Consider the following 26634-nt stretch of genomic DNA (forward strand, 5'->3'; position numbering starts at 1 on the left):
CCGGTGCTGACGGAGGCCCCGCGGCCGGTGCTGCTAGTTGTTCACGACGCGGTCGTTGAGGAGGGAGACGGCTTCATCCCAGGCCTCGTCGGCTGTGCCTTCACCGGAGTCGAGGATCTTCAGGGCCGGAGCGAAGACGTTCTCCTGGATCTCCGAGTCCTGCGGGCCCTTGAACTGAGCCACGACGCCTTCGGCGCGCGATGCGAAGATCTCCCCGTACGGAGCGTCGTTGAAGAGCTCGTTGGGCACTGCGTCCTCGACGATCTTCTGCTGGGCCTCGAGCGTGCTCGGGAAGTTGTTCGCGGCCGCGGACTGCTTCACCTGCTGTTCCGGAGCTGTCAGCCAGGTGGCCAGCTTCGCGGCTTCAGCGGGGTGCTCGGAGCTCTCGGGGACGGAGAGGAAGGCGCCGCCCCAGTTGGACGCACCACCCGGGAAGACATCGGCGACGTCCCAGCCCGTCTCGGGGCCGCCACCGGCGGCTTCCAGCTGCTCCTTGATGGTTCCGAGCATCCAGGCCGGGCAGACGTGCACGGCGAAGGAACCATCCACGAAGGCCTTGCCCTTGCCCCAGTCGAACTGCTTCTGGTTCGCTGACAGGCCGTCGGCCGTGCCGGCGGCGAGGAGGTCGAACTGGGCGCGCATCGCCTCGTTGTCCTCGACGTTCAGCTCACCGTCAGCGGTGTAGTAGCCCTCCTCCATCTGGTTGACCATGGAGTTCCAGACGAACGCCGACTGGTCGTACCAGGCCTTGCCCGTCGTCTCGTTGTACTGGCGGCCCAGATCGAAATAGGTCTCCCACGTCGCGTCGTCGCCACCGAAGAGTTCGGCGACCTCCTCGCGGTCCGTCGGGAAGCCTGCTGCCTCGAACAGCTCCCTGTTGAAGCACAGGGCCTGCGGGCCGATGTCCGTGCCGAGGCCGATCACGCGACCGTCGGGGTCGGTGCCCTGCTCGAACTTCCAGTCCACCCAGTTGTCCTTGACGTCCGCGACGCCGTACTCGTTGAGGTCCACGAACTGGTCCGAGACCTCCATGATCGAACCGAGCCAGCCTTCCTCGACGGCGACGACGTCGCTCAGACCCGAGCCGGCGGCGAGCTTGGTGAAGGCGTCGGTGCGGGCGTTGGCGCTGCCGTCGATGTTGTTGGCCTCGATGGTCACGCCGGGATTCTGCTCCTCGTACTCGGCGTACAAATCGTCGTAGCCGAACTGGCCGAAGGTCGTGACGGTCAGGGTAATGGGGTTGTCGGCACTGGCGGCCTCGTCACTGCCGCCGCTGCAGCCCGATGCCACGATGGCCAGGGATGCGACGCCGGCGAGGGCGGTGATTTTCCTGAGTCGCGAGAGTTCCACGATCACTCCTTTGTGTGTGTCGGAGCGACCGACGCCGGCGGCGTGAGAGCGCTCTCTGGGATGTCGCATCACTGTATGTGCTGTTTGTCACACCCGTCAAGAGAGCGCTCTCTCACACTTCGTCAGATAGGGAGATGGTGTCCGGAGGACGCCGGCGGTTGCCTCGCCGGCGTCGACCGGGGCCACGGCTGCGCATGTCCCGACAGCCGGCCTCCCGGTACCAGGACGCCCGGAGCGATGTCGACTTGTCGCCGGATGGAACACTTGGAACGTGGCACATCTCGACGTATCCGGTATCGACTACTTCCTCTCCGACGGCAGGCAGCTGCTCAACGGCGTCGCCTTCAAGGTCGGCGACGGCCACAAGACGGCCCTGATCGGCCCGAACGGCACGGGCAAGACCACCCTCCTGCGCATCGTGTCCGGGGACCTGTCGCCCGACGAGGGGGCGGTGAGCCGGTCGGGGACGATGGGCATCATGCGGCAGTTCGTCGGTCAGGTCCGTGACGACTCGACGGTCCGCGACCTCCTCGTCTCCGCCGCGCCGCCCCTGCTCGCGGCGGCCGCGCAGCGGATCGAGGACGCCGAACTCGCGATGATGGAGGCCGACGACGAGCCGACGCAGATGACGTACGCGCAGGCGATCGCCGACTGGGGTGACGCAGGCGGCTACGAGCTGGAGACCACCTGGGACGAGGTCACGATGGCCGCCCTCGGTGTGCCGTTCGACCGCGCCCAGTACCGTGCGGCGTCCTCCCTCTCGGGCGGAGAGCAGAAGCGGCTCGTGCTGGAGGCCCTGTTCTCGGGTCCCGACGAGCTCCTGCTCCTGGACGAGCCCGACAACTACCTGGACGTGCCCGGCAAGCGCTGGCTCGAGGGGAAGCTGCGGGAGTCGAAGAAGTCGGTGCTGTTCGTCAGCCACGACCGCGAGCTGCTCGCCAATGCGGCCACGCGCATCGTGACGCTGGAACCCGGAGTCCTCGGGGCCTCGTCGTGGACCCACGGCGGGGGGTTCGAGACCTACCTGAAGGCGCGGGAGGACCGCAACGCGCGGTTCGAGGAACTCCGCAAGCGCTGGGACGAGGAGCACCTCAAGCTCAAGGAACTCGTCAACATGTACAAGAACAAGGCTGCGTTCCGCTCGGACATGGCGAACCGGTACCACGCGGCGCAGACACGGCTGGCGAAGTTCCTCGAAGCCGGCCCGCCCGAGGCCATCCCCCTCGAGCAGAACGTGTCGATGCGGCTGGCGGGAGGGCGGACCGCCAAGCGCGCCGTCGTCGCCCGGAAGCTCGAACTGACGGGCCTCATGAAGCCCTTCAGCACCGAGATCTGGTTCGGGGACCGCGTGGGCGTGCTCGGCTCCAACGGCTCGGGCAAGTCCCACTTCCTGCGGTTGCTCGCCGCCGGCGGGTCCGACCCGGACAAGGAGCACCAGCCCGTGTCCGACGTCGACATCGCCGCCGTGCCGCACGAGGGCTCCGTGAAGCTGGGTGCGCGGATCCGCCCCGGGTTCTTCGCGCAGACGCACTCCCGCCCGGACCTCCTCGGCCGGACCCTCGTGGACATCCTGCACCGCGGCGACGAGCACCGGTCGGGGCTGGGTCGGGAGGCTGCGTCCGCCGTGCTGGACCGCTACGGGCTCGCCGCGCAGGCGGAGCAGCCGTACGACTCCCTGTCCGGCGGCCAGCAGGCGAGGTTGCAGATCCTGCTGCTGGAACTCTCCGGGGCCACCCTCCTGCTGCTCGACGAGCCGACGGACAACCTGGACCTTCATTCGGCGGAGGCCCTGGAGCACGCCATCGACGCCTTCGAGGGGACCGTCATCGCCGTTACGCACGACCGCTGGTTCGCCAGGAGCTTCGACCGCTTCCTGGTCTTCGGCTCCGACGGCAAGGTGTACGAGACGAAGGAGCCCGTGTGGGATGAGAGCAGGGTCGTCCGCGCCCGTTAGGACCCTTCGTCCACACGTCCTCCACACGCTTTCCACAGGGTTATCCCCAACCGGTGGATAAGTGGCGGCGCCGTCGGCGTGATCGGACGTGAAGTGCATCGGGGTGGCACGGGGCGAGGGGGAGGCGCGGACGGCGTGCGTTTGAAGTGCGCGGCAGCGCCCCCTACGGTTGCAGGATGAAGCCCTCCGTCCGAGCAGCCATGTTCGCCACCTATGCGATCTTCGGGCTCAACGGTCTCGTATTCGCCAGCTGGGCCGCCCGGATCCCCGCCGCCTCGAGCACCCTGGGTCTGGGCGCCGGCCAGACGGGGACCCTGCTGCTCATCGGGGCCATCGGCTCGGTGCTGTCCCTGCCGCTGGCCGGCCTCGCCGCCGCCCGCTTCGGCACCGGCAACACCGTCCGCCTCGGGGGTACCGCGGCGGGCCTGGCGGCGGTCGCGGTCGCGCTCGGTCTCGTGACCGTCTCGGTGCCGGTGGTCGCGGTCGGGCTGTTCCTGTTCGGGAGCGGCATCGCCCTCTGGGACGTGGGACAGAACATCGAGGGGGCCGACGTGGAACGCCGGGTCGGGCGGACCATCATGCCGCGCTTCCACGCCGCGTTCAGCGGCGGAGCCTTCGTGGGCGCCCTTATCGGTGCGGGACTGTCGGCGCTCGACGTACCGCTGTCCACGCACCTCGTCGCTGTCGCCGTCCTCAGCCTCGCCGTGTCGCTGTGGACGCCGCGGTACTTCCTGCCGGACACCGCGAGCGGCGAGGCCGCCTCCGATGCGCCGCGGCGATCCCGGGGGAGTGGCCTCGGCGCGTGGGGCGAGCCCCGGACCCTGCTGATCGGTCTCGTGGTACTGGGCGCCGCGCTGACCGAGGGCGCTGCGAACGACTGGGTGGCGAAAGCCACGGTGGACGGACTGGGGACCGCGGAGAGCACCGGCGCCGTCATGTTCGCCGTCTTCGTCGCCGCCATGACGGCGCTGCGCTTCGTCGGCGGTCCCCTGATCGACCGGTTCGGCCGCGTGCGGGTCCTCCAGGCCGGCCTGGGCTCCTCCCTCGTGGGACTCGTGCTGTTCGTCGTCGCCCCTTCCGTACCGCTGGCCGCCGTCGGCGCCATCCTCTGGGGTGCGGGAGCGGCCCTCGGTTTCCCGATGGGCATGTCCGCCGCAGCGGACGAGCCCGAGCACGCCGCGGCGCGGGTCTCGGTGGTGTCCACCATCGGGTACACGGCGTTCCTCGCCGGCCCGCCGCTCCTCGGTTTCCTCGGCGACGTCGTCGGGATCCGCACGGCGCTGCTCGCCGTGGGGGTGGCCGTGCTGGCGTCCTTCCTCGTCGCGCCGGCCGCCCGTGAGCGGACCGCCGCCACCGAGGCATTGCGGACAAGTCCTGACCGAATTCCCTAGGTCACGCTGAAGGATAAGTTCTACCCTTTTCCTCATGGCGATTATCGAGGCAGAAGGTCTGAAGAAAACCTATTCATCGAAGAGCGGGCCCGTGCATGCGCTCGACGGCATGGATCTCTCCGTTCCTCAGGGAACAGTCAAGGCCCTGCTGGGGCCCAACGGTGCAGGGAAGACCACCGTGGTCAAGATCCTCACCACACTCATCCAACCGACGGCGGGCACGGCCCACATCGACGGCATCGACGTCCGCCGGAATCCGAAGGCAGCACGCCGCATCATCGGCGTCTCCGGCCAGTATGCAGCCGTGGACGAGAACCTGACCGGACTCGAGAACCTCGAGATGGTGGGCCGGCTGTACCATCTCGGCGGCCGTGAAGCGCGCCGCCGGGCGCAGGAGCTGATCGACCAGTTCGAGCTGACGGAGGCCGGCAACCGCCCCGTCAAGGGCTTCTCCGGCGGCATGCGGCGCCGGATCGACCTCGCCGGAGCGCTGGTCATCAACCCCAAGATCCTCTTCCTCGACGAACCGACCACGGGGCTCGATCCCCGCAGCCGGATCTCGCTGTGGGGCATCATCCAGAACCTCGTCAAGGACGGCACCACGCTGCTGCTGACCACGCAGTACCTCGAGGAGGCGGACCAGCTCTCGGACGACATCGCGGTGATCGACGGCGGCAGGACCATCGCCGAGGGCACCTCGGACCAGCTGAAGGCGCAGATCGGCGGGCATCGCGTGGTCGTGTCGCTCGTCGAGGCAGCCGACGCCGGCGCCGCGGCGGGGATCCTCGCTCGCCACGGGGAGGGCGTGCCCGTGGTCGGTGCCGACGGCCGCAGCATCGAGGTGGCCGTGACCGAGGGCCCGCGGGCCCTCCAGTACATCCTGTCCGAACTCGGGGAGGGTGGCATCCAGCTGCACGACGCCGGCATGCGGCGTCCGAGCCTCGACGACGTGTTCCTGCAGCTGACGGGTCACCGCGCCGAGGACACCGACCAGCCAGCGCCCCAGAAGGAGGCGGCAGCATGAGCGTCCTTGCCCCCGAGGACCGGCAGCCCGAGAACCAGGGTCCATCCACGCCGCAGGGCACGCCCTCCGACCGGTCGTCCGAGCTGGCCATGTGGTTCTCCGACGGGTGGACCGTCACCAAGCGGAACCTCATCAAACTGAAGCGCTCGCCGGACATGCTGGTGTTCGCCGTCCTGCAGCCCATCATGTTCGTGCTGCTCTTCAGCCAGATCTACGGCGGCTCCATCCAGGTGGAGGGCAGCGACTACACGCAGTACCTGATGGCCGGCATCTTCGCCCAGACGGTGATCTTCGGGTCCACGTTCTCCGGCTCGGCGATGGCGCAGGACCTCAAGGACGGCATCATCGACCGCTTCCGCACCCTGCCCATGAGCTCGTCGGCCGTCCTCGTCGGACGGACCAACAGCGACCTCGTGCTCAACACGCTCTCCGTGTTGATCATGATGGGCACGGGCTTCCTGGTCGGCTGGCGCGTCAACACCCCGCTGACCAGCGTGCTCGCCGGCATCGGTCTGCTGCTGCTCTTCTCCTACGCCTTCAGCTGGGTCATGGCTCTGCTGGGCATGTCGGTGAAGAGCCCGGAGGTCATCAACAACGCCTCCTTCATGATCCTGTTCCCGCTCACGTTCATCTCCATCGCCTTCGTCCAGTCCCAGAACCTCCCGGGGCCTCTGGAGACCTTCGCCAACTGGAATCCGGTCTCAGCGCTGGTGCAGGCGGTCCGTGAACTCTTCGGCAACACGGGGACCGTCCCGACGCCCGACGTGTGGCCCATGCAGAACGCCCTTTTGACCGTGCTGATCGGGGCGGCTCTCATGCTCGTGGTCTTCGTGCCACTCAGCGTGCGGAAGTTCGCGTCCATCAGCAGCCGCTAACGAACGCTGCGTCCGTCCGTCGCCGGCGTCGTCCGAAAGAGGTACTGCCGCACTCTCCGCGATCATCCCTGGGGCCGGTGACCCGCACCGGGCCCACGCCTACTGTTGGTAGGGGAGCCGCGCCCGCGGCATCCCGGACGTGGAACCATCACGAAGGACACTCTAATGATCGAGGCTCAGGCCCTCTCGAAGCGGTATGGCGCCAAGGTGGCGGTCGATGCTGTTTCCTTCACCGTGCAGCCCGGTAAGGTGACCGGTTTCCTCGGCCCGAACGGTGCCGGGAAGTCCACCACGATGCGCATGATCGTCGGGCTCGACAACCCCTCCGGCGGGCGCGTGACCGTCAATGGGCGGCCCTATGCCCAGCACAGGGCCCCGCTGCGGGAGGTGGGTGCGCTCCTGGACGCCAAGGCCGTCCATACCAAGCGTTCGGCCTACAACCATCTCCGGGCCATGGCGGCGACCCACGGCATCCCGAACAGCCGGGTCAGGGAGGTCATCGAGCTCACCGGACTCGGCCCGGTGGCGAAGAAGCGGGTCGGCGGGTTCTCCCTGGGCATGGGCCAGCGACTCGGGATCGCGGCCGCGCTGCTGGGGGACCCGCACACGGTCATCCTCGACGAGCCCGTGAACGGTCTGGACCCGGAGGGCGTGCAGTGGGTGCGTCACCTGGCGAAGGGGCTCGCGTCCGAGGGGCGCACGGTCTTCCTGTCCTCGCACCTGATGTCGGAGATGGCGTTGACGGCGGATCACCTGATCGTGATCGGCCGCGGCCGGATCATCGCCGACGCCCCCATCCAGTCCATCATCGACGGGCAGGGCAAGGCCCGGGTCAGGGTGCGGGCGGACCGCCCCCAGGACCTGCTCGGCGGCCTCGCCGGGGAGGGCGTCAGTTCCCAGGTGCTCGAGCCCGAACTGGTCGAGATCACCGGGGTCGAGCCCCGCCGTATCGCGGAGGTCGCCCTCCGGGAGCGCGTCCTGGTGTACGAGCTCACGCCGTTGCAGGTGTCCCTCGAGGACGCCTACATGCAGCTCACCCAGACCGAAGTCGAGTACCACTCGCATGCCCTGCCCGCCGCCGGCGAGGCCCCCGCGCTCGTGGAAGGACGCTGACCATGGCCACCTCGACACCCCCCGCTCCCGCCCGGCAGTCGCACAAGCAGGCCGAACCCGGTCCCGGCGTGAACTTCGGCCGCGTCCTGAAGTCCGAGTGGATCAAGGTCACCACCGTCCCCTCGACCGTCATCCTGATCGTCTCGACCGTCGTCGTGATGGTGGGGCTCGCTGCCCTCGCGGCCTGGGCCATCTCCATCACGCAGCAGGACCTCGGGTCCTCCGGTGCCCCCCAGGGCGGCCAGGGCGGGCCGCCCGCCGATTTCGACCCGGCCAGTCAGGCCTGGGAGATCCCGTCCTCCGGGCTCATCTTCGGGCAACTGCTGATCGCCTCCCTCGCCGTGGTCCTCATCGCCTCCGAGTGGGCCACCGGCATGATCCGGTCCACGATGGTCGCCGTCCCGAAGCGCGCCCCGGCCCTGCTGGCGAAGAACGCGATCATCGCGATCATCGCCTTCGTCGTCGGCGCCGTGTCCGCCTTCCTTTCCTATCTCGTGGCCCAGCCGATCCTCGCCGGGGAGGACCTGGACTTCGCCATCACGACCGAGGGCGTCCTGCCCAGCATCCTGAACTCCGGCAGCTACCTGGCGTTCATCGCCATCATCTCGATGGGCATCGGGACGCTGCTCCGCAACACAGCGGGCGGCGTGGTCACGGCGGTCGCCCTGTTCTTCGTGGTTCCCGTGATCATCGTGAACCTGCTGTCCGGGCTGGCCGACTGGATCCCCGATGCCGCCCGCTTCCTCCCCACGAACGCCGGTAACCAGCTGATCGCCATCTCGACCGAGAGTGACGCCCTGACCCAGTTCCAGGGTGGTCTCGTCATGGGGGCCTGGGCGCTCGTGCTCCTGGTGGCCTCCCTGCTGGTCACCAGGACGCGGGATGTCTAGGACGCCTTCCAGCCGGCGCCCGTGACGCGAAGCCATGACTGACCGACCCTTGGTGGGGGAGACCGCGGAACGAACGGCTGCGGTCTCCTTCACCGAGCTCAACGCCCGGCGGCTGGGGCCCTTCCGGCGGTTCTTCCGCAGCCATCCGCGGGCCATGGACGCCGTCGTCGTCCTGGTGTTCGTCCTGTTCGCCTTCCCGAACGCCGTTCTCGTCGTCCTCGACGACGACAACTGGCTCGGCGTGGCCGGTGTGGTGCTGGCCGCCACCGCGCTGGCGTTCCGCCGTGACCGGCCACTGCTCGTCCTTGCGCTCGTCGCGGTCCTCGACGTCCCGGTCAGCATCCTGACCGAGGGCGCCGGGAGCAGCGGGGTCGCCACCATGTTCGCCCTCTACACCGTGGCCGTGGCGTACCCGCTGCGGCAGGCGCTCGTTGCCGCCGCGGTGGCGACGGTCCTGTCGGTGAGCGCCCTGTTCCTCATCCCGGTCAGCACCTTCGGCGACGCGCCGGGCGTGATCTGGCTCCTCAGCGGATTCATCGTGATGTTCCTCGCCGTCGCCGTCGGCGTGGGGGTCACGGTGCGTCGGGATCGCCAGCACGAGAGCGTCCTGCGCGAGTGGGCCGCCCGGAACGCCGAGCTGGCGTCCGCGGGGGAGCGCAACCGGATCGCACGGGAGATGCACGACGTCGTCGCGCATTCGCTGACCGTCATGGTGGCATTGTCCGACGGCGCCGCCGTCGTCATGAAGCGCGATCCCGAGCGAGCGGCGGCGGTGCTCGGCGAGTTGTCGGGCACGGGCCGCACGGCCATCGCCGACATGCGTCGCGTCCTCGGGGTCCTGCGGACCGAGGCCGTGAGCGGGTCCCTCGAACCGTTGCCGGCGTCGAGTTCGCTGGCGCAACTGCTGGACGGCTTCCGCGCCGCAGGCCTGCCGCTGAGGGTGACCACGACGGGGCCGATGCTGCCGGAGGATCCCGCGTTCCAGCTGACGGTGTACCGGATCCTGCAGGAGTCCCTGACCAACGTCCTGCGGTACGCCAAGGGCGTCACGCTGGTCGACGTCGTGATCGCCCGGACCGGGGACGCGGTGGAGCTCCGCGTGGCGGACGACGGACGGGGTGCCATGGGGCCCGTCGCCTCGCTCGGCTCCGGCCAGGGCATCGCCGGCATGCGGGAGCGTGCCGCCATCTATGCCGGCACCGTCGAGTGCGGCGGCCGTCCTTCGGGCGGCTGGCTCGTCGAGGTGTGGCTGACAGTTCCCGACGCCACCGGCGGACCGGGCAATCAACGGGGGAAAGAGAAAGATGACCACGCAGCACGACACACCGACCACGCCCATCAGGGTTCTGCTCGCTGACGACCAGCCGCTCCTGCGGATGGGCTTCCGGCTCATCCTCGAGGGCGAACCCGACCTGGAGATCGTCGGGGAGGCGTCCACCGGGGCCGAGGCCGTCCGGCTCACCGCCGACCTGTCGCCCGACGTCGTGCTGATGGACGTGCGGATGCCGCAGGGGGACGGCATCGAGGCGACGCGCCGGATCGCATCGTCGGGATCGTCCGCGCGGATCATCATCCTGACGACCTTCGACCTGGACGAGTACGCCTTCGCCGGGCTGCAGGCCGGCGCCTCGGCGTTCCTGCTCAAGGACGTGGCGCCCGAGGGGCTGGTGCAGGCGGTGCGCGTCGTCGCGAGCGGGGACGCCGTCGTCGCGCCCCGCGTCACGCAGCGGCTCCTCGAGACCTACGTGCGGTCCCTCCCACCGGTGCAGAGGACGACGGCGGCACCGGACCGGCGCCTCGCCGAGCTGACGCCCCGCGAACGGGAAGTGCTGGAGGCGATCGCCGAGGGCCTGTCCAACGCCGAACTCGCAGCCCGGTTCTTCCTGTCGGAAGCGACCATCAAGACGCACGTGCGGCGGATCCTGACGAAGCTGGACCTCAGGGACCGCGTGCAGGCCGTGGTGTACGCGTACGAGAACGCCATCGTGGTGCCGGGTCCTGCGCACTGAGGGAGAGCGTCCGAGCGGGTCCTGCTGCGCGCGGGTCCGGATCACGCCCTTCACGGCATCTGGTTGAATCGGGGGATGAGCCCAGCACCCGCGCACATCCAGGACCTCGGAGCCTATGTCTCGGCGTCGCCGTCGAGCTTCCACGCAGTGGCGGAGGCCGGCCGGCGACTGGTGGCCGCAGGATTCCGGCAGCTGGCGGAACAGGACCCCTGGGAGGGAGGGGCCGGGAGCTTCTTCGTCATCCGCGACGGCGCCCTGATCGCGTGGACCGTGCCGTCGGCGGCGGGTCCGACGACCGGGTTCCACATCCTCGGCGCGCACACCGATTCGCCGTCGTTCAAGCTCAAGCCCAGGCCCACCACCGGGAAGTACGGCTGGCTGCAGGCCGGCGTGGAAGTGTACGGCGGTCCCCTCCTGAACTCCTGGCTGGACCGCGAACTCGCACTCGCCGGCCGGCTCACCCTCCACGACGGCACTGAACACCTCGTGTCCACCGGGCCGATGCTGCGTTTCCCCCAGCTCGCGATCCACCTCGACCGCGCCGTCAACGACGGCCTGGCCCTCGACAAGCAGCGCCACATGAACCCGGTCTGGGGCCTCGGAGAGCCCGCGGGTGCCGACCTCCTCGGACTCCTCGCCGCCGGCGCCGGCGTCGACCCGCGCGCAGTCGGCGGCTTCGACGTCGTCGTGGCCGACACGCAGGACCCGCGCGTCTTCGGCGCACACGGGGAGTTCTTCGCCTCCGGACGGCTCGACAACCTCTCCTCCGTCCATGCCGGGCTCACGGCGCTCATCGGGGCGTCGTCGGACGGGCCCGCGCACGGACCGATCGCCGTCCTCGCGGCGTTCGACCACGAGGAGGTGGGCAGCGGCTCCCGGTCCGGCGCCAGCGGGCCCTTCCTCGAGGACATGCTCCTGCGGATCTCGCTGGGGCTCGGCGCCGGGACGGAGGAGCGGCTGCGGGCCCTCGCGGTGTCCTTCTGCGTCTCCGCCGACGCCGGCCATGCCGTGCACCCCAACTACGCGGAGCGGCACGACCCCGCCAACCTGCCGGTCCTCAACGGTGGTCCGCTGCTGAAGATCAACGCCAACCAGCGGTACACCACCGACGCCCCCGGCGCCGCGTACTGGGCGGCACTCTGCCGCGCCGCCGGCGTGCCGTACCAGGAGTTCGTGTCCAACAACGTGATGCCGTGCGGCTCCACGATCGGACCGCTCACCGCCACCCGGCTCGGCATCCGCACGGTCGACGTCGGGGTGCCGCTGCTGTCCATGCATTCGGCGCGTGAACTCTGCGGCGTCGACGATCCCGGGTACCTGGCACAGGTCAGCGGCGCGTTCTTCCGCGGCGGGCAGTAGGGGACTCCCCCCGAGTTCGTCCCGGCCGGTCCGTCCGGTAGCATTGAGACGTCTGTGCCACAGCCGTTCGTCGGTCAGTACCGAGAACGGTGGCCGGACCAACGCAAAAGAACCTCCTGTTGCGGAAAGACCGCGACCGCTCAGCCCAGAGGAGGTGGGTTCACACATGCGTGCATATGAATTGATGGTAATCATCGACCCCGACGTCGAGGAACGCTCCATCGACCCAACACTCGAGAAGTTCCTGAATGTCGTCCGCAACGGCGGCGGCACCGTGGACAAAGTGGATATCTGGGGACGCCGGCGCCTTGCGTACGAGATCCAGAAGAAGACCGAAGGCATCTACGCCGTCGTCAACTTCACCGCGACCCCGGCCGTGGCTTCCGAGCTCGACCGCCAGCTGAGCCTCAACGAGACGATCATGCGCACCAAGATCATCCGCCCCGAGGAGCAGAAGGTTTCCGCCGAGTAATCTCGGTAGATCCCTCATCCATTCATCCCGCTCCGGCAGGAAGTGACTCAAGGAGGCACCATGGCAGGCGAAACAGTCATCACGGTGATCGGCAACCTCACCAACGACCCCGAGCTGCGGTTCACGCCGTCGGGATCAGCGGTGGCCAACTTCACCATCGCGTCCACTCCTCGCACGTTCGACCGCCAGACCAACGACTGGAAGGACGGCGAAACGCTGTTCCTCCGGGCATCGGTGTGGCGTGAGGCTGCGGAGAACGTCGCCGAGACCCTGACCAAGGGAACCCGTGTGGTTGCCCAGGGCCGACTCAAGTCACGTTCGTACGACACCAAAGAGGGCGAGAAGCGCACCGTCATGGAGCTGGAGGTGGACGAGATCGGTCCATCCCTGCGCTATGCGTCCGCGAAGGTCACCCGTACCCAGCGCTCCGGCGGCGGGAACAGCGGCGGCTTCGGGGGCAACTCCGGCGGCAATTCCGGGGGCAACTCCGGCGGTTCGAACTCAGGATCAGGTTGGGGCGGGGGCCAGCAGGCCCAGCAGCCCGCGGATGACCCCTGGGGTGCTCCTTCGGGCGCTCCCTCGGGTGGAAACTCGCAGGGCTGGGGTAACGGCCCCGACTCCGAGCCTCCCTTCTAGGCACCTCCAGGCAGCAGTTCCGTTCCCGGAACTGCTGCCGCGGTCACCGACAGGTGACTGGCACGTCCCATCCCGCAGAATCGTTCTGCGGGCTCCACCATCCAAAGGAGCACCACGATGGCTAAGGCTGAACTCCGTAAGCCCAAACCAAAGTCCAACCCCTTGAAGGCCGCTGACGTTACCGTCATCGACTACAAGGACGTAGCCCTGCTGCGTAAGTTCATTTCCGATCGCGGAAAGATCCGTGCCCGTCGCGTCACCGGTGTGACCGTCCAGGAGCAGCGCAAGATCGCCCAGGCAATCAAGAACGCCCGCGAAGTCGCCCTCCTGCCGTACTCCGGCGCCGGCCGCGGCTAGGGAAAGGGACACACTATGTCGAAGCTCATTCTGACCCAGGAAGTCACCGGACTCGGTGCCGCAGGCGACGTCGTCGAGGTGAAGAACGGTTACGCACGTAACTACCTTCTGCCCCGCGGCTTCGCCCTGATGTGGAGCAAGGGTGGCGAGAAGCAGGTCGAGTCCATCAAGGCTGCCCGCTCCGCCCGCGAGCACGCATCGCTCGAGGACGCCCAGCGTCAGGCCGCCGCACTGTCGGCGAAGCCCGTCACCCTGACCGTCAAGGCGGGTGGCTCCGGCCGCCTGTTCGGCACGGTCAAGGCCGACGACGTCGCGAAGGCCGTCGAGGCCGCAGGCCTCGGCAAGATCGACAAGCGCAAGGTCGAACTCCCGGCGCACATCAAGTCGGTCGGCTCGTACCAGGCCAATGTCCGTCTCCACGAGGACGTCGCAGCAGTCATCGACCTGGACGTCGTCGCAAGCTAGGCAGCCAGGGGTCCCCGGACGAGCGAAGCGAGTTCGGGGAAGGCCGCCCAGCGCTAGCAGCGCCGCACCAGCGTTACCGGATCCATCAGGGAGCCTCCGCCATCACGGCGGGGGCTCCTTGCCGTTTCGGGTCTCTTCCGGCCATTCGCACGAGAGCATGTTTCCCGTTCCGGCTCCGGATCCATGCCTGCCCGCGACTCCACCCACCCGGTCCGGACCGGCTCGGAAAGTACACTCCGGGGTATATGCCCTGCGCCGGCGCGGAACTTCCCGGATCTGTGAGTTTTCCGAGGGTGGCACTGCAGGTATATATGCGGCCACGCCACTGAAACAACGCCCGCGGCGGTCCTGTCAACAGCAGTCCTGTGGATGACCGATGTCTCACCACCAATCTCGGTCCACAGGCCGTGGACAATATCGTCGCAGGTCAGACGCTGATTCGTGCTCGAGATGTTTCCTTGTCCACAGGGTTGTCCCCATCCTGTGCACAAGATATGCCGTGCAATCCACAGCTTATTGACACTTACCCACAGCCCCTGTTGGCACAGCGCTTGGCGGTGTCCCGAGAGGGGACTAGCGTTGCGGGGGATTCCCAAAAGTGAGGGTGTCGGGTGATAGGCCTGTTCCTGTCGGACCCGCCCCGGGTGTCCGGTTGACGCCTCGGCGCAACCGCTTCGACAGTAGGAGAAAGGCCCCTCAGTGTCCCTCGCACATACAGACTCATCATCGGACACCCGGAGCCCCGAATTCTCGCGTACGCCGCCGCAGGACCTCGTGGCGGAGCAGTCCGTGCTCGGCGGCATGATGCTGTCCAAGGACGCGATCGCCGACTGCGTCGAGGTCCTTCGCGGCGTGGACTTCTACCGGCCCGCCCACGAGAGCATCTACGAGGCCATCATCGACCTCTACGGCCGTGGCGAGCCGGCCGACGCCGTCACGGTGTCCGACGAACTGACCAAGCGCGGTGAGATCTCCCGCATCGGCGGCCCTGCCTACCTCCACACGCTGATCCAGTCCGTGCCGACGGCGGCCAATGCGGGCTTCTACGCCGAGATCGTGCGGGAGCGGGCCGTCCTGCGCAGGCTGGTCGACGCGGGTACCAAGATCGTGCAGCTCGGCTACTCCAACGACGGCGAGGTGGACGACCTCGTGAATGCGGCCCAGGCCGAGGTGTATGCGGTGGCGGAACGCCGCACCGCCGAGGACTACGTGGCGCTCAAGGACATCATCGAGGGCACGGTCGACGAGATCGAGTCGGCCGGCCACAAGGGCGAGGGCATGACGGGCGTGCCCACCGGTTTCTACGAACTGGACGAGCTCACGCAGGGACTCCACGGCGGCCAGATGATCGTCGTCGCCGCCCGCCCCGCGATGGGTAAGTCGACCTTCGCCCTGGACTGGGCCCGGTCGGCAGCCATCAAGCACAACATGACCACGGTCTTCTTCTCCCTCGAGATGGGCCGCAACGAGATCGCCATGCGCCTCCTCTCCGCCGAGGCCACCATCGGGCTGCAGGATCTCCGCAAGGGCACGATCAAGGACGAGCAGTGGGGGAAGATCGCCACCACCATGGGGCGCATGAACGACGCCCCGCTGTTCATCGATGACAGCCCGAACATGTCGCTGATGGAGATCAGGGCCAAGTGCAGGCGGCTGAAGCAGCGTCACGACCTCAAGCTCGTGGTGCTGGACTACCTGCAGCTCATGTCCTCCGGGAAGCGGGTGGAATCCCGCCAGCAGGAGGTCTCGGAGTTCTCACGTGCCCTGAAGTTGCTGGCGAAGGAGCTCAATGTCCCGGTGGTGGCGCTGTCGCAGCTGAATCGTGGGTCCGAGCAGCGGACGGACAAGCGGCCGCAGGTCTCGGATCTGCGCGAGTCGGGGTCGATCGAGCAGGATGCCGACATGGTCATCCTGCTGCACCGCGACGACGTGTACGACAAGGAGTCGGCGCGCGCGGGTGAGGCCGACGTCATCGTCGCCAAGCACCGTAACGGTCCCACCAAGACGCTCGTCGTCGGGTTCCAGGGCCACTACTCACGCTTCAACAACATGGCCGCGGACGGCGGGGGCTACTAGTCCTTCTTGGGTCCGAGCTCGAGGATGACCGTCTTGAGGCGATCGCGCAGGTCCTCAGAGGCGAGGCCGTCCTCGGCCATCAGGTCGTTCTCGATGTTCTTCGCCCGCTCCAGGGCCTTCAGTCCGGCCGACGTGATCGTGATGCGCTGGCTGCGCCGATCGGCGGAGTTACGGAGCCGGGTCACGAGGCCCCGCTTCTCGAGGCGATCGAGCGTGCGCCCCACCGTCTGCGCCTGGACGTGAACCAGCTGGGCGAGTCGCACGCCGGTGAGGGTACCTTCACGTTCGAGCACTCCCAGCGTCGTGAGACCTGCGTGCGTGATGCCGATGCTCAGGAGCTTCTCGTTCCAGGAATGCTCGACAATGCGGGCCGCGGTCGTCAACAGGCGGCTGGTCGACCAATCGTTCAACTCAGGCACGATAGCGTGTCCTTCCCCTCGGTCGTCAGCGGGTGAATCCGCTCGTTCCTGCTACTTACTCTAGATAACAATACCCGAAATAGACAGCAGGCTTATTATAATTCCTGCACTCGGGCAAGAAGGTTGCTCACATCTTCCGGTGAGCGTTAGGTGCTGCCCCTCCAACGGCAGGAGGACCCGGGGCGATGCCCCGGGTCCTCCTGGATCAGCACATGCTAGAGGTTGTTGCCCCGGCGCGTGCCTTCGTCGCCGTCGACGTCGATCTGCTCCTTGCGGACTTCTTCGCTGACGGTCTCGTTGGTGGTGACGGTCTCCTTGTCGAGGCGCACGCGCTCGACGGGGACCGCTTCCTTCTCGACGACCGGGCGCTCGGCGTGGAGGGTCACTTCGTGCTCCTCCTCGCTGATGGCTGGGCCATCGAGCGCGTCGCCACGGTTGGCGTCCGTGATGGGCTCGCGCTCCACGCGGACTTCCTCGCGGCTGACAGGGACGGTCTTCGTCACGTTCTCGGTGACGACGTACTTGCGCATGCGGGCACGGCCGGCCTCGCGGCTTTCCGTTCCGACGCGCAGCTGCTCCTCGGAGCGGGTCATCGCATCGTCCGTGGTGGGGCCGGAGGTGTCGTGGCCCACGGTCCCGCGGTCCGTGTCCGTCAGGTCCGCGCGGCGGCCGCTCGTGTCGAGGTCGACATCGCGGTCGTTCAGGCCGGCGGTGCCGGTCCCGGTCGTCGTGCGGGTCGTGTCCGTGTAGTTGCTGGTGCCGCCGCCGATCTCGTAGTGGCGGTAGAGGCGATCCTCTTCCTCCGGGCTGAGGTTGCCGTCGGACTCGATGCGCGGGGCATCCTTCACCTGGTGCTTGCTGTAGGGAACCCGGACGTCATGACCTTCGACGTCGGCGCCCTGGAGCGGGATGAAGGACTCGGAGGTGCCGAACAGGCCCGTCTTCGCCGTGACCCAGCTGGGCTCGCCGGTCTGGTCGTCGAGGTAGACCTGGCCGATCGAGCCGATCTTCTCTCCATCCGAACCGAGCACGTTGCCGCCGTTGCCGAGCATGGTGTCGATGTTGTCCTGAGTAATCATTTCCTTCTCCTTCTGAGTAATCTCACTGTGAGGGTATGGATTTCTCGGCTGTGTTCCACCGGGAGGTTCCACCGGGGGCTAGAGCCCCCGAGACCACCGGCCTCTAGAGTAAGCATACTTAGTACCGGATGGGAAGCAGGCTTAGCGTTTTCCTCGGATCGAGCCGCACCGTGGCCGTTCCTCCGCGGTGGTCGCGGCGCAGCAACTTTCGCGGCGCCGGTCGCGTCCGTATGATGGGCAGAAGGTCCAGCCACCGGCCTGAAACCCTTCGAATCGCCCCACGCGTGCGCTTGATGCGAAGGATCCGCTGCAGTCGTCAGCTTCGAGCGCCGGTAGGTCACTCGGGGACGCCGGACGACAGGGCGGAATCCGGAGCCCCCATCGCCACGCGGCCGGCCGACTCGCCGAGCTCCCGTGAAAGGGTACTCATGTCAGCACCACGTCCCCCGTACATCCACGAGGTCATGATCGCCGCCGCGGATCTCGAGAACGCCGAGTTCGAGCGCGACCGCCTGGTGATCGCCTGCGGCGAGGCGATCCGGCAGGCTCTGTCCACCGGTCTCACGCACGCCGAGATAGGGCTGGCGGCCAATCTGCCGGAGGTGGAGGTCAGGCGCCTCGCGGAGGCTCCTGGCTACGGTCCTGACGTCCTCGGAGGCGTGGCCGGCTCGGCCCGGTCCGCCCAGGCCCAGGAAGCCTCGCTGATCAGCCTCGACCCGTCGCTCGTACGCGGGCTGCGCCACGACGGCGGACGGGCGTTCATCGACCTGACGGCGGGCGCGGCCGGGGGGCCGGATGCCGCCAGCTGACGCGGGTCCCGGGGCCGGAAGAGGCGAGGGCAGAATCGCCCTGCTGGTCATCGACATGCAGAACGCCTTCTTCGAGGACGAGACCCTCGCCAGGCAGCAGGAGGGCCTTGTCGCGGCCTGCAACGGGCTGATCGGTGCCGCGCGGCGCGGAGGGGCCCCCGCGCTCGTGGTGCGCACCGAACACCTGCGGGACGGCTCGACGTGGACGCGGTCGATGCTCGACGACGGTCAGGGCTTCATCTTCCGCGGCAGTCATCAGGCGGACGCCGTTGCAGGGCTGCGCGTGGACGGACTCGAGGTCGTGACGAAGTCCCGTGACAGCGCTTTCTTCGGCACCGATCTTGCGCTGCGGCTCCGCGTTCTGGGCGTGGACCACCTCGTCCTCGCCGGTGTCTCGACGCACAGTTGCATCGCGCAGACGGGGGCCGACGCCTTCGCCCACGACTTCCAGGTCAGCTACGCCCTCGACGCGATCGGCAGCACGAACGAGCAGTACGCCGACGCGATGCTGGAGATCATCTCCGTGGGGTACCGTCAGTCCGTCCTCGGCCGAGTCGAGGCGGAGTCGCTGTTCGCGTGATGCGCGAGCTGCGGCATCGGGGTGGAACGACGACGGCGGTCACCGGAGAAGCTCCGGTGACCGCCGTCAATGCGTGGTGGATCAGCGCTGCTGGACGTTCGACTTGGCATCCTGCGCGCTGCCCTTGACGTCACTGGCGGCCCGCTGGCCCTCACCCTTGACGTCCTTGACGGCGTGCTGGCCCTCGTCCTTGACGGTCTGCACGGAATCGGCGGCCGATTCCTTCACGGACTGGACCGCTTCCTGCGCCGGCTCCCGGACCTCCTCGACGACCTGCTTAGCCGCCTCGGTGACCTTCTCCTTCAGGGGTGCAACCTGCTCCTTGAGCTGGGCGGCGGCCTGCTGCTCCTTCTGGCTGGCAGGGATGAGCGAGCCCACGAGGAGCCCGGCGCCGAAGGCGATCAGCCCCGCAGCGAGCGGGTTGCCCGCTGCCTTGTTCGAGATCTGGGCGGGTGCTCCCTGGACCGTGTGGCCGGCGTGCTGGAGCTTGTCCCGGGCGGAACCGGCTGCTGAGTGGGCGCTGCCGAGTCCGCTGTCGAAGCCGCTGCCGGTCTTGTCCTTGGCGTGTCCGGCCTTGTCCTTGACCGCCCCCGTCACGTCCTCGGCCTTGCCGAGCACGGAATCCTTGACGTCTTCGGCCTTGCCCATGACGGTCTCCTTCACGTTGCTGAAGCTGTGCTTGACCTTGTCGGTCTGGCGCTGCGCGATGTTCGCGGGGTTCACCTTGTCGGCGATGGCGTCGACGTCCGTCCCCAATTCCTGGCGGGTGCGTTCGATATCTGCGCGGATCTCATCTGGCGTCTGGCTCATGGGGTGTGCTCACCTGGTTTCAGTGTCGGCGGAATCTCTTTGACGGTCTCCGCTGTCTGGGGGAGACCCTTGACCTGCTGCATTTCCTTCTTGCCCTTCATGGCGAGCACCGCGGCGACGATGCCCCAGAGGACGGCCACGATCACGGCGGCCCAGCCGAGCGGCATGAAGGCACCGAGGCCCCACATGAGGGCGAGGGACAGGAACAGGAGGACGAAGTGGCCTCCGACGGCTGCGCCGGCGAACATGCCTGCGCCCTTGCCGGCCTTCTTGGCCGACTCGGTGGCCTCGGCCTTGGCCAGGGCCACCTCCTGGCGCATGAGCTTGGAGAGATCCTTCGTCACCTCCCCGAGCAGCTCTCCTACCGACGCACTGGCGGAGCGCTGCTCGGCCTCGGTCGGCAGGGGTGCGGCGGCCTGATGGGCGCCACCGGTGTATGCCTCACTCATCAGCGCAGGCCCCCGTCATTCGGCCGGGTGCCCACGGGAGGGGTGCCGGGCGCGATGGTGGGGTAGTCGTCCGTCGGGTCCACGAAGGCCGGGTTGGAGCCGGCGACGTGCTGTCCGCCCGTGGTCTCGGCGAAGCCCGCGGAGGCGGGGGTGCCGCTGTAGGCGTCGGAGCCGACCTGCGTGTACCCGGAGTATGTACCCGTCGTGGCGGTACCGGCGGACGAGGAGTCCCGGCCGGAGGTGCCGGCCGAACCGCTGTTGCCCTTGGCGCCGCGGGTCAGACGGCCGACGACGAGGCCGGTGCCTGCCGCGATGGCGAGGAAGGTCCCCGGCTTGCGCCGTGCGAACGCCTTGACGTCCTCGAGGATGTCGGAGGCGTCGCGGTTCTCGAGCCAGCTCGCCGCCGATCCCGTGCGCTGCGATGCCTGCTTGACGAGGTCCGACACGAAGTGGTTGTCCGACTTGTCGGCCATGGACTGCAGTTCGTCCGAGACGCCGCGAATGCCCTCGGTGATCTTCTGCTGCTGGGTCCCGGCCTGGGACTTGACCTCGGAGGTCACGGTACCGAGGAGGTTCTTCGCCTGCGAGCCGACCTCGGCCGCGACGTTCTTCGCTTCGGTGGCGGCGGTGCCGGCGACATCCTTGGCGTCGGCCGCGGCGGTGCCTGCGACGTTCTTCGCCGCTTCCTTGCCGTCCTGGCCTACCTTCTTGGCCTGGTCCTTGGCCGCTGACTTCTTGGAGTCGTCGGAACCGGTGGTGCCACCGGAGAATTCTGTGCTGCCGAGCTCATGGGTGCTGAGGTCCGCGGTGGACGACTCAGGCCCGGTGGTGGAGGGAACCAGGGGATCCTGCGGCCAATTCTGCGTAGTCATGGTTGTTCCTTACGTTGATATTGCCGTTAAAGCGGATGCTCCATCGTGTTCTCGATGCGATGGTCCGGCAGTTCGTGCTGGACTTGTTCCCAAAGCTAAGCATGCTTAGCTTCAATCTCGCAAGCTCTTTCTCCAGAAACTGCAAGATAAAAACAAGTAGACTTAGCATCTTACGGAACGAGCAGGCCTGCCGCTAGCGTCGACACGACAGGATCTCCAGCGGCCGCTTCCAGAAGGAGCGGAATCCCCCGGGGTCCCGACGCGGAGAGGAAAGCACCAGTGTTCTTCCACAAGCAAGAGCTCCAGTACAAAGCCACCCCCGACAAGCCCGACGCGGTCTACGCCCGCAAGCTCCAGGAGGTTCTCGGGGGCCAGTACGGCGAGATCACCGTGGCCCTGCAGTACAGCTTCCAGGCCTGGAACGCGCACATCCCCGGCAAGTACCGGGACCTCCTGTTCGGGATCGGCGCGGAGGAGTTCGGTCATGTCGAGATGCTCGCCACGATGATCGCCCAGCTCCTCGAGAAGGCGCCGCTCGGAATCACCGAGGACGCCGTTCAGTCCGACCCGGCCGTCGCGGCCGTTCTCGGTGGCACGGACATGCAGCACGCCATCGTCGCAGGCGCCGGGGCACGGCCGGTGGACAGCATGGGCAACCCGTGGCAGGGGAGCTATGTGACCGCCAGCGGCAATCTGCTCGCCGATTTCACGGCCAACGCGAACGCCGAGATGCAGGGCCGGCTCCAGGTGGCGCGCCTGTATCACATGACCGACGACCACGGGATCCGGGACATGCTGTCCTTCCTGCTCGCCCGCGACACCATGCACCAGAACCAGTGGCTGGCTGCGGCCCGGGAACTGCAGGAGTCCAAGATGGAGGAGCTGCCCGTGCCGAGCAACTTCCCCCTCAAGAAGGAAGAGCGGAGCGTCGCCTACCAGTACCTGAATTTCTCCGACGGCAAGGCGGCATCCACGGGCAGCTGGGCCTCCGGCCCCACGCCGGACGGCAAAGGTGAGTTCACCTACCACGACGGCCCGACGACGAGTGCTCCCATGCCGCCGGCCACCCACCCCGATGCGCGGTTCTACGGGACCACCGAGATCCCGAATACCGTCGAGAAGATGGCGGGCACCCTGCAGGACAAACTGAACCGCGAATAGCCTTTCGCGGGCTACCGAGAGAGGGCAGTCTCATGACGAACACGAACAACCGCACGGTGGATGGTGGTCGTACCACCCTGCAGCGCGCCGCCCAGGCGGTGGGCGTCGTCTTCCTGTTGGTCGGAATCCTGGGCTTCATCCCTGGGATCACCTCCAACTACAGCAGCATGGCGTTCGCAGGACACCAGTCCGAGGCGCTGCTGCTCGGCATCTTCCAGGTGTCGATCCTCCACAACATCGTCCACCTGCTCTTCGGTGTCGCCGGCCTGGCGATGGCGAAGACCGTCTCGGGCGCCCGCGCCTACCTGCTGGGTGGTGGCGTGATCTACGCGATCCTGTGGATCTACGGACTGATCATCGACCAGCAGTCGGCAGCGAACTTCGTTCCGGTGAACGATGCCGACAACTGGCTCCACCTCGTGCTCGCGATCGGCATGATCGCCCTCGGGCTGATCCTCAGCCGCGACACCTCGAGGAGCGCGAACCGCGCCTGACCGGGTTCTTCCACGGGGAGGAGCCCCACGCGCTGAGTGAATGACCGACGACACCGGATCGGCGGGTGCCTACGGGCGCCGACCGACCCGGCGTCGTCGTGCGGTGGCACGTGCCGCGGGTGCCCCCGACCGCAGACGCGAAGTATGCTTAGTATCGCGGCCCGGATCAGTGGGCGCGTCCGCCCACAGAAGAGGTCCTTCATGAAGCAGCCCTCCCCGCGCGGAGAACTCAGCGCCCTCCTCCTGTCCGTCATCGCAGGATCCGTGGCGTCCGCACAGGATGCCCTTCCCCGACTCGACGCGCTCACCGGGGAGTCGATCTCCCGGACGCCGGACATCCTGCACGACGACGACCTCCAGCTCGCACTCTTCTGCCTGTACGAGCTGCACTACAGCGGCGTCGACGGGGCGGGTGACGACTGGGAGTGGGACCCGGACCTCCTGCGGATCCGGCACCGCATCGAGGCCGCCTTCGAACAGAGGGTCCGCGACGAGACCGTCGTCCCCGCCTTGCCCGAGCCCACGAGCGAAGCGGTCTGCGCGGAGCTGTTCCGGCTGACCGGCGAGGACGGTGGGCCCAGCATGTCCCGTTTCGTCGCGAAGTCCGCGACGGACGACCAGCTGCGGGAGTTCCTCGTGCACAAGTCCGTCAACCAGCTGAGGGAAGCAGATCCGCACACCTTCGCGATCCCGCGGCTGTCCGGACGCTCGAAGGCCGCGATGGTGGAGATCCAGGCGGACGAGTACGGCAACGGACTGCCGGCCCGGATGCACTCCGCGCTCTACGCCCGGACGATGCGCGAACTCGGCATGGACGACGCCTACGGTGGCTACCTCGACGCCGTCCCGGCGATTACGCTGGCCGTCAACAACCTGATGTCCCTGTTCGGCCTCCACCGCCGCCTCCGGGGTGCGATCGTGGGGCACCTCGCCGCCTACGAGATGACCTCGTCCCAGCCCAACCGCCTGTACTCACGGGGCTTCAAGCGCCACGGGTACGGCCCCGACGTCACGGAATACTTCGACGAGCACGTCGAGGCCGACGCCGTCCACGAGCAGATCGCCGGGCGGGACATGGCCGGCGGGCTCGTCGAGTCCGATCCGCGCCTGCTCGAGGACGTCCTGTTCGGGGCTGCCGCGGGTCTCGCGATCGACACCCTCATGACGGTGCACATCATGGAGTCCTGGGAAGCCGGGCGATCCTCGCTGCGTGCCTCGGACGTGGCCGCCTGATGGGCGTGGACAGGGTCGCGGACCAGCAGGATACCGAGGGCGCCCAGGAAGCACGCGCCGGCCACCCGCTGAACTCGGGGTCCGCCGCGCCCGTGTCCGTCGTGGCGTGTCCCGACGGACCGCTGCTCGTCCGCGGCGACTTCACGCTCCTCGGCGCCGACGGGGAGGAACTGCCCCGGACCCGGCGCACCGTGGCCCTCTGCCGGTGCGGTGCTTCCGTGCTCAAACCCTACTGCGACGGCTCCCACAAGCTGATCGGCTTCCGCTCCGAGCCCTGATGCGCGTCCGTCCCGCGCGCCGCCGCGGATGGACGATCCCGACATGTGCGGCATGCTGGTGGGAACACCGAGAGGGGCCAGGCATGGCGATCGACCTGAACAGCGACGTCGGAGAATCCTTCGGCAACTGGTCGTCGGGCGACGACGCGCGCATCATCGAGTCGGTCTCGAGCGTGAACGTGGCCTGCGGTTTCCACGCCGGGGACCCCATCGGGATCCGTGCCACCTGCGCGTCGGCGGCCGGGGCCGGGGTGACGGTGGGCGCGCACCCCGGTTACCGGGATCTCGCCGGCTTCGGCCGCCGCTTCATGGACGTCGATCCTCGTGAACTGACCGACGACGTCGTCTACCAGATCGGGGCCCTGCAGGCCCTCGCACGGGCCGCCGGGACGAGCGTGCGCTACGTCAAACCACACGGTGCCCTCTACACCACGATCGCCGTCCACGAGCCCCAGGCCCGCGCCGTGGTCCGGGCCGTCCGTGACGTCGATGACACCCTGCCGCTGCTGGTCCTGCCGAACAGCGTGATCGAGGCCGAGGCACGCGCGGCAGGGCTCCGCACGGTCGCCGAGGCGTTCGCGGACCGCGCCTACACGCCCGACGGCAAGCTGGTGCCGCGGCGCGAACCGGGAGCGGTGCTGGACGAGGAGGCCGACGTCGTCGCGCATGTCCTGCGCCTGGCCACCGACGGCGAGGCCGTGGCCGTGGACGGCAGCCGGATCGCGATCACCGTGGAGAGCATTTGCGTGCACGGGGACACCCCGGGCGCCGCCAGTATGGCCGCAGCGGTCCGGCGGGCCCTTGATGCCGCCGGCGTGACGGTCGGTGCGTTCGCCTGACACCGCCGGCCCCGGATGGCCGGCCGACCTGACCCTGAGGCCCGTGGGCGACCGCGCCGTGCTCGCCGAACTGCCGGGCCTGCCGGAGGTCCTCAGCCTGCAGGCCCACCTGCGGGACCACCCGGTCGAGGGCCAGGTGGACGTGGTCGCCGCGGCGCGCACCGTGCTCGTCACCGTGCGCGAGGCCCGGCAGCTGGACGCCCTCACGACCCGGCTCCGCACGCCCGGCCCGGTCGTTCCGGCCACCCGGGAGGATGGGCTCGTCACCATCGAGGTCCAGTACGACGGCGCCGACCTCGCCGGCGTCGCTGCCCTGACGGGTTTGAGCGTCGACGCGCTGATCACCGCCCACACGGGGACGCCGTGGTTCGCGGCGTTCGGGGGCTTCGCACCCGGCTTCGCGTACCTCACCGGAGGCGACCCCAGGCTGGAGGTCCCCCGGCGGGACGTGCCGCGGACGGTGGTGCCGGCCGGCGCGGTCGCGCTCGCCGGAACGTTCTCGGCCGTGTATCCGCGGGAGTCCCCCGGCGGCTGGCAGCTGATCGGCCGCACGGACGCCGTGCTGTGGGACACGCATCGGGACCCTCCCGCACTCCTCAACCAGGGCACGCGGGTCCGCTTCACGGCGGTCCGGGAAGTGGTCGAGCTGGGCGCCGTCCGCAGGGCCGGCGGAGCCAGGAGTCAGGGGAGTCGGGTGCCGGCGGAGGAGCGCATGCGTCCCCGCGCGGAGGCGCCCGCGGGGCTGACCGTCGTCGACCCCGGCCTTTCCAGCACGCTGCAGGACCTGGGACGGCCCGGGCTGATGGGCCTCGGGATCGCCGGGGCCGGAGCGCTGGACCGCGCCGCGCTCCGCCAGGCGAACAGGCTGGTGGGCAACCCGGCGGGAGCGGCCGGGGTCGAGACGCTCCATGGGGGACTCGCGGTCGAGGCGGGGGAGGACCACGTGCTCGCCGTCACGGGCGCCGACGTCGGCCTGCTCATCTCCTCGCCGGACGGACGGGAGCGCGAGCCGGCCCTGTGCGCGCCCTTCCTCCTGCGGGCGGGCGAGGTGCTCCGGCAGTCCGCGCCCGCGACCGGCCTGTACGCCTACACCGCCGTGCGGGGCGGGTTCGGGGCCGAGGCGGTCCTCGGCAGCCGGTCGACCGACTCGATGTCGGGCCTCGGGCCGCCCGCGCTCGCGCGGGGCACACGGTTGCCGGTGGACACCCCCGTGCCAGGGTCGACGGTCGGGAATCCGGAGGTTCCCCGTCGATCGGTCACACCGGAGATCCTGCGGGTGGTGTCCGGCCCGCGGGACGACTGGTTCGACGCCGGCCTCGCGGGCCTGTGCGCCCCGTCGTGGACGGTGACGGCCCGGTCCAACAGGATAGGCCTGCGCCTCGACGGGCCCGCGCTGACGCGGCGTCTCGGGGGGGAGCTGCCGAGCGAAGGCACCGTGCGTGGTGCGCTGCAGGTGCCGCCGTCGGGGCTGCCGGTGCTGTTCCTCGCCGACCACCCGGTCACGGGCGGCTACCCGGTGATCGCCGTCGTCGTCCCCGAGGACCTGGACCGGGCTGCGCAGCTCCCTCCGGGATCCCCGGTCCGCTTCCGGAGGTTCCACTGACGGAATCCCCTGCACATGGAGTTTCGCTGAACGAAAT

At 68.6% G+C, this 26634-nt stretch carries 28 protein-coding genes; 22 read left to right on the forward strand and 6 right to left on the reverse strand.

Going from position 1 to position 26634, the window contains the following annotated elements:
- Positions 1-33: 33 nt before the first annotated feature.
- Entirely contained in the window at positions 34-1350 is a 1317-nt protein-coding gene (locus CXQ92_RS10025) for an ABC transporter substrate-binding protein (protein WP_104167600.1), read from the reverse strand.
- A gap of 271 nt (positions 1351-1621) precedes the next feature.
- Here CXQ92_RS10025 and CXQ92_RS10030 point away from each other — a divergent pair, with 271 nt between their 5' ends.
- The 14 genes from CXQ92_RS10030 to dnaB all read left to right on the forward strand — a co-directional run bounded on the left by CXQ92_RS10030 (position 1622) and on the right by dnaB (position 15971).
- Positions 1622-3304 (forward strand): ABC-F family ATP-binding cassette domain-containing protein, encoded by a 1683-nt coding sequence (locus CXQ92_RS10030; RefSeq protein WP_104167601.1) that lies wholly within the window; start codon positions 1622-1624, stop codon positions 3302-3304.
- Between the two features lie 176 nt (positions 3305-3480).
- Positions 3481-4695, forward strand: a complete 1215-nt coding sequence (locus CXQ92_RS10035; RefSeq protein WP_258069843.1) for an MFS transporter — start codon at positions 3481-3483, stop codon at positions 4693-4695.
- Positions 4696-4729: 34 nt separating this feature from the next.
- Positions 4730-5719: an ATP-binding cassette domain-containing protein gene (locus CXQ92_RS10040; RefSeq protein WP_104167603.1), complete on the forward strand. Its 990-nt coding sequence runs from the start codon at positions 4730-4732 to the stop codon at positions 5717-5719.
- A gap of 89 nt (positions 5720-5808) precedes the next feature.
- A complete protein-coding gene (locus CXQ92_RS10045; protein ID WP_181033661.1) occupies positions 5809-6594 on the forward strand; it encodes an ABC transporter permease in 786 nt (261 codons plus the stop codon).
- A gap of 165 nt (positions 6595-6759) precedes the next feature.
- Positions 6760-7707 carry an ABC transporter ATP-binding protein gene (locus CXQ92_RS10050; RefSeq protein ID WP_104167605.1) on the forward strand — a complete coding sequence of 316 codons (948 nt, stop codon included), beginning with the start codon at positions 6760-6762 and terminating at the stop codon, positions 7705-7707.
- Positions 7708-7709: 2 nt separating this feature from the next.
- Entirely contained in the window at positions 7710-8597 is an 888-nt protein-coding gene (locus tag CXQ92_RS10055; RefSeq protein WP_104167606.1) for an ABC transporter permease subunit, read from the forward strand.
- 34 nt (positions 8598-8631) lie between these two features.
- Positions 8632-9954, forward strand: a complete 1323-nt coding sequence (locus CXQ92_RS10060; RefSeq protein ID WP_104167607.1) for a sensor histidine kinase — start codon at positions 8632-8634, stop codon at positions 9952-9954.
- Positions 9902-10606, forward strand: coding sequence for a response regulator transcription factor (locus tag CXQ92_RS10065; protein WP_104167608.1), 705 nt, complete (start codon positions 9902-9904; stop codon positions 10604-10606). The genes CXQ92_RS10060 and CXQ92_RS10065 overlap by 53 nt, the downstream gene beginning before the upstream one ends.
- Before the next feature lie 75 nt (positions 10607-10681).
- Positions 10682-11965 (forward strand): M18 family aminopeptidase, encoded by a 1284-nt coding sequence (locus CXQ92_RS10070; protein ID WP_104167609.1) that lies wholly within the window; start codon positions 10682-10684, stop codon positions 11963-11965.
- A 166-nt stretch (positions 11966-12131) separates the two neighbouring features.
- Positions 12132-12437 carry a 30S ribosomal protein S6 gene (gene rpsF, locus CXQ92_RS10075; protein WP_043442549.1) on the forward strand — a complete coding sequence of 102 codons (306 nt, stop codon included), beginning with the start codon at positions 12132-12134 and terminating at the stop codon, positions 12435-12437.
- Positions 12438-12497: 60 nt separating this feature from the next.
- A complete protein-coding gene (locus tag CXQ92_RS10080; RefSeq protein ID WP_104167610.1) occupies positions 12498-13073 on the forward strand; it encodes a single-stranded DNA-binding protein in 576 nt (191 codons plus the stop codon).
- A 117-nt stretch (positions 13074-13190) separates the two neighbouring features.
- Positions 13191-13430 (forward strand): 30S ribosomal protein S18, encoded by a 240-nt coding sequence (rpsR, locus tag CXQ92_RS10085; protein WP_005273147.1) that lies wholly within the window; start codon positions 13191-13193, stop codon positions 13428-13430.
- 15 nt (positions 13431-13445) lie between these two features.
- The gene (gene rplI, locus CXQ92_RS10090) at positions 13446-13895 is read left to right on the forward strand and encodes a 50S ribosomal protein L9 (protein ID WP_043442543.1); all 450 of its coding nucleotides are present in this window, start codon (positions 13446-13448) and stop codon (positions 13893-13895) included.
- Positions 13896-14594: 699 nt separating this feature from the next.
- Positions 14595-15971: a replicative DNA helicase gene (gene dnaB / locus CXQ92_RS10095; protein WP_104167611.1), complete on the forward strand. Its 1377-nt coding sequence runs from the start codon at positions 14595-14597 to the stop codon at positions 15969-15971.
- Here the strand turns inward: dnaB and CXQ92_RS10100 are convergent.
- Both CXQ92_RS10100 and CXQ92_RS10105 read right to left on the reverse strand, forming a co-directional pair.
- Entirely contained in the window at positions 15968-16390 is a 423-nt protein-coding gene (locus CXQ92_RS10100; protein WP_181033617.1) for a MarR family winged helix-turn-helix transcriptional regulator, read from the reverse strand. The two genes, dnaB and CXQ92_RS10100, sit on opposite strands and share 4 nt — an antisense overlap.
- A gap of 215 nt (positions 16391-16605) precedes the next feature.
- Positions 16606-17469: a DUF2382 domain-containing protein gene (locus CXQ92_RS10105; RefSeq protein ID WP_104167613.1), complete on the reverse strand. Its 864-nt coding sequence runs from the start codon at positions 17467-17469 to the stop codon at positions 16606-16608.
- 428 nt (positions 17470-17897) lie between these two features.
- Between CXQ92_RS10105 and CXQ92_RS10110 the strand changes: the two genes are divergently transcribed.
- Together CXQ92_RS10110 and CXQ92_RS10115 are read left to right on the forward strand one after the other, a co-directional pair.
- Positions 17898-18278: a hypothetical protein gene (locus tag CXQ92_RS10110; RefSeq protein ID WP_146067435.1), complete on the forward strand. Its 381-nt coding sequence runs from the start codon at positions 17898-17900 to the stop codon at positions 18276-18278.
- Positions 18265-18858, forward strand: a complete 594-nt coding sequence (locus CXQ92_RS10115; protein WP_104167615.1) for a cysteine hydrolase family protein — start codon at positions 18265-18267, stop codon at positions 18856-18858. Before CXQ92_RS10110 ends, CXQ92_RS10115 begins: the two co-directional genes overlap by 14 nt.
- 81 nt (positions 18859-18939) lie before the next feature.
- On the opposite strand, the gene CXQ92_RS10120 is transcribed toward CXQ92_RS10115, so the two are convergent.
- The 3 genes from CXQ92_RS10120 to CXQ92_RS10130 are packed head-to-tail and all read right to left on the reverse strand — an operon-like array spanning position 18940 to position 20989.
- The gene (locus tag CXQ92_RS10120) at positions 18940-19668 is read right to left on the reverse strand and encodes a DUF3618 domain-containing protein (RefSeq protein ID WP_104167616.1); all 729 of its coding nucleotides are present in this window, start codon (positions 19666-19668) and stop codon (positions 18940-18942) included.
- A complete protein-coding gene (locus CXQ92_RS10125; RefSeq protein WP_104167617.1) occupies positions 19665-20117 on the reverse strand; it encodes a phage holin family protein in 453 nt (150 codons plus the stop codon). The genes CXQ92_RS10120 and CXQ92_RS10125 overlap by 4 nt, the downstream gene beginning before the upstream one ends.
- The gene (locus CXQ92_RS10130; RefSeq protein ID WP_104167618.1) at positions 20117-20989 is read right to left on the reverse strand and encodes a hypothetical protein; all 873 of its coding nucleotides are present in this window, start codon (positions 20987-20989) and stop codon (positions 20117-20119) included. The genes CXQ92_RS10125 and CXQ92_RS10130 overlap by 1 nt, the downstream gene beginning before the upstream one ends.
- A gap of 279 nt (positions 20990-21268) precedes the next feature.
- Between CXQ92_RS10130 and CXQ92_RS10135 the strand changes: the two genes are divergently transcribed.
- From CXQ92_RS10135 to CXQ92_RS10160, 6 genes are all read left to right on the forward strand, one after another.
- Positions 21269-22150, forward strand: a complete 882-nt coding sequence (locus tag CXQ92_RS10135) for a manganese catalase family protein (protein WP_104167619.1) — start codon at positions 21269-21271, stop codon at positions 22148-22150.
- Between the two features lie 32 nt (positions 22151-22182).
- The gene (locus CXQ92_RS10140; protein WP_104167620.1) at positions 22183-22644 is read left to right on the forward strand and encodes a DUF4383 domain-containing protein; all 462 of its coding nucleotides are present in this window, start codon (positions 22183-22185) and stop codon (positions 22642-22644) included.
- A gap of 201 nt (positions 22645-22845) precedes the next feature.
- Positions 22846-23877, forward strand: a complete 1032-nt coding sequence (locus CXQ92_RS10145) for an iron-containing redox enzyme family protein (RefSeq protein ID WP_104167621.1) — start codon at positions 22846-22848, stop codon at positions 23875-23877.
- The gene (locus CXQ92_RS10150) at positions 23877-24155 is read left to right on the forward strand and encodes a CDGSH iron-sulfur domain-containing protein (protein WP_104167622.1); all 279 of its coding nucleotides are present in this window, start codon (positions 23877-23879) and stop codon (positions 24153-24155) included. Before CXQ92_RS10145 ends, CXQ92_RS10150 begins: the two co-directional genes overlap by 1 nt.
- A gap of 83 nt (positions 24156-24238) precedes the next feature.
- Positions 24239-24994, forward strand: coding sequence for a LamB/YcsF family protein (locus CXQ92_RS10155; protein ID WP_104167623.1), 756 nt, complete (start codon positions 24239-24241; stop codon positions 24992-24994).
- Positions 24981-26597 carry a carboxyltransferase domain-containing protein gene (locus CXQ92_RS10160; protein ID WP_258069844.1) on the forward strand — a complete coding sequence of 539 codons (1617 nt, stop codon included), beginning with the start codon at positions 24981-24983 and terminating at the stop codon, positions 26595-26597. The genes CXQ92_RS10155 and CXQ92_RS10160 overlap by 14 nt, the downstream gene beginning before the upstream one ends.
- Positions 26598-26634: the final 37 nt, after the last annotated feature.

Source organism: Arthrobacter sp. SX1312 (assembly GCF_002929295.1).
Classification (GTDB): Bacteria; Actinomycetota; Actinomycetes; order Actinomycetales; family Micrococcaceae; genus Arthrobacter_D.

Coding starts and splice junctions, on each gene's coding strand:
- CXQ92_RS10035 (WP_258069843.1), top strand. CDS start 3,481: ATGAAGCCCTCCGTCCGAGCAGCCATGTTCGCCACCTATGCGATCTTC.
- CXQ92_RS10040 (WP_104167603.1), top strand. CDS start 4,730: ATGGCGATTATCGAGGCAGAAGGTCTGAAGAAAACCTATTCATCGAAG.
- CXQ92_RS10045 (WP_181033661.1), top strand. CDS start 5,809: ATGTGGTTCTCCGACGGGTGGACCGTCACCAAGCGGAACCTCATCAAA.
- CXQ92_RS10050 (WP_104167605.1), top strand. CDS start 6,760: ATGATCGAGGCTCAGGCCCTCTCGAAGCGGTATGGCGCCAAGGTGGCG.
- CXQ92_RS10055 (WP_104167606.1), top strand. CDS start 7,710: ATGGCCACCTCGACACCCCCCGCTCCCGCCCGGCAGTCGCACAAGCAG.
- CXQ92_RS10060 (WP_104167607.1), top strand. CDS start 8,632: ATGACTGACCGACCCTTGGTGGGGGAGACCGCGGAACGAACGGCTGCG.
- CXQ92_RS10065 (WP_104167608.1), top strand. CDS start 9,902: ATGACCACGCAGCACGACACACCGACCACGCCCATCAGGGTTCTGCTC.
- CXQ92_RS10070 (WP_104167609.1), top strand. CDS start 10,682: ATGAGCCCAGCACCCGCGCACATCCAGGACCTCGGAGCCTATGTCTCG.
- rpsF (WP_043442549.1), top strand. CDS start 12,132: ATGCGTGCATATGAATTGATGGTAATCATCGACCCCGACGTCGAGGAA.
- CXQ92_RS10080 (WP_104167610.1), top strand. CDS start 12,498: ATGGCAGGCGAAACAGTCATCACGGTGATCGGCAACCTCACCAACGAC.
- rpsR (WP_005273147.1), top strand. CDS start 13,191: ATGGCTAAGGCTGAACTCCGTAAGCCCAAACCAAAGTCCAACCCCTTG.
- rplI (WP_043442543.1), top strand. CDS start 13,446: ATGTCGAAGCTCATTCTGACCCAGGAAGTCACCGGACTCGGTGCCGCA.
- CXQ92_RS10105 (WP_104167613.1), bottom strand. CDS start 17,469: ATGATTACTCAGGACAACATCGACACCATGCTCGGCAACGGCGGCAAC.
- CXQ92_RS10110 (WP_146067435.1), top strand. CDS start 17,898: ATGTCAGCACCACGTCCCCCGTACATCCACGAGGTCATGATCGCCGCC.
- CXQ92_RS10115 (WP_104167615.1), top strand. CDS start 18,265: ATGCCGCCAGCTGACGCGGGTCCCGGGGCCGGAAGAGGCGAGGGCAGA.
- CXQ92_RS10120 (WP_104167616.1), bottom strand. CDS start 19,668: ATGAGCCAGACGCCAGATGAGATCCGCGCAGATATCGAACGCACCCGC.
- CXQ92_RS10125 (WP_104167617.1), bottom strand. CDS start 20,117: ATGAGTGAGGCATACACCGGTGGCGCCCATCAGGCCGCCGCACCCCTG.
- CXQ92_RS10130 (WP_104167618.1), bottom strand. CDS start 20,989: ATGACTACGCAGAATTGGCCGCAGGATCCCCTGGTTCCCTCCACCACC.
- CXQ92_RS10140 (WP_104167620.1), top strand. CDS start 22,183: ATGACGAACACGAACAACCGCACGGTGGATGGTGGTCGTACCACCCTG.
- CXQ92_RS10145 (WP_104167621.1), top strand. CDS start 22,846: ATGAAGCAGCCCTCCCCGCGCGGAGAACTCAGCGCCCTCCTCCTGTCC.
- CXQ92_RS10150 (WP_104167622.1), top strand. CDS start 23,877: ATGGGCGTGGACAGGGTCGCGGACCAGCAGGATACCGAGGGCGCCCAG.
- CXQ92_RS10155 (WP_104167623.1), top strand. CDS start 24,239: ATGGCGATCGACCTGAACAGCGACGTCGGAGAATCCTTCGGCAACTGG.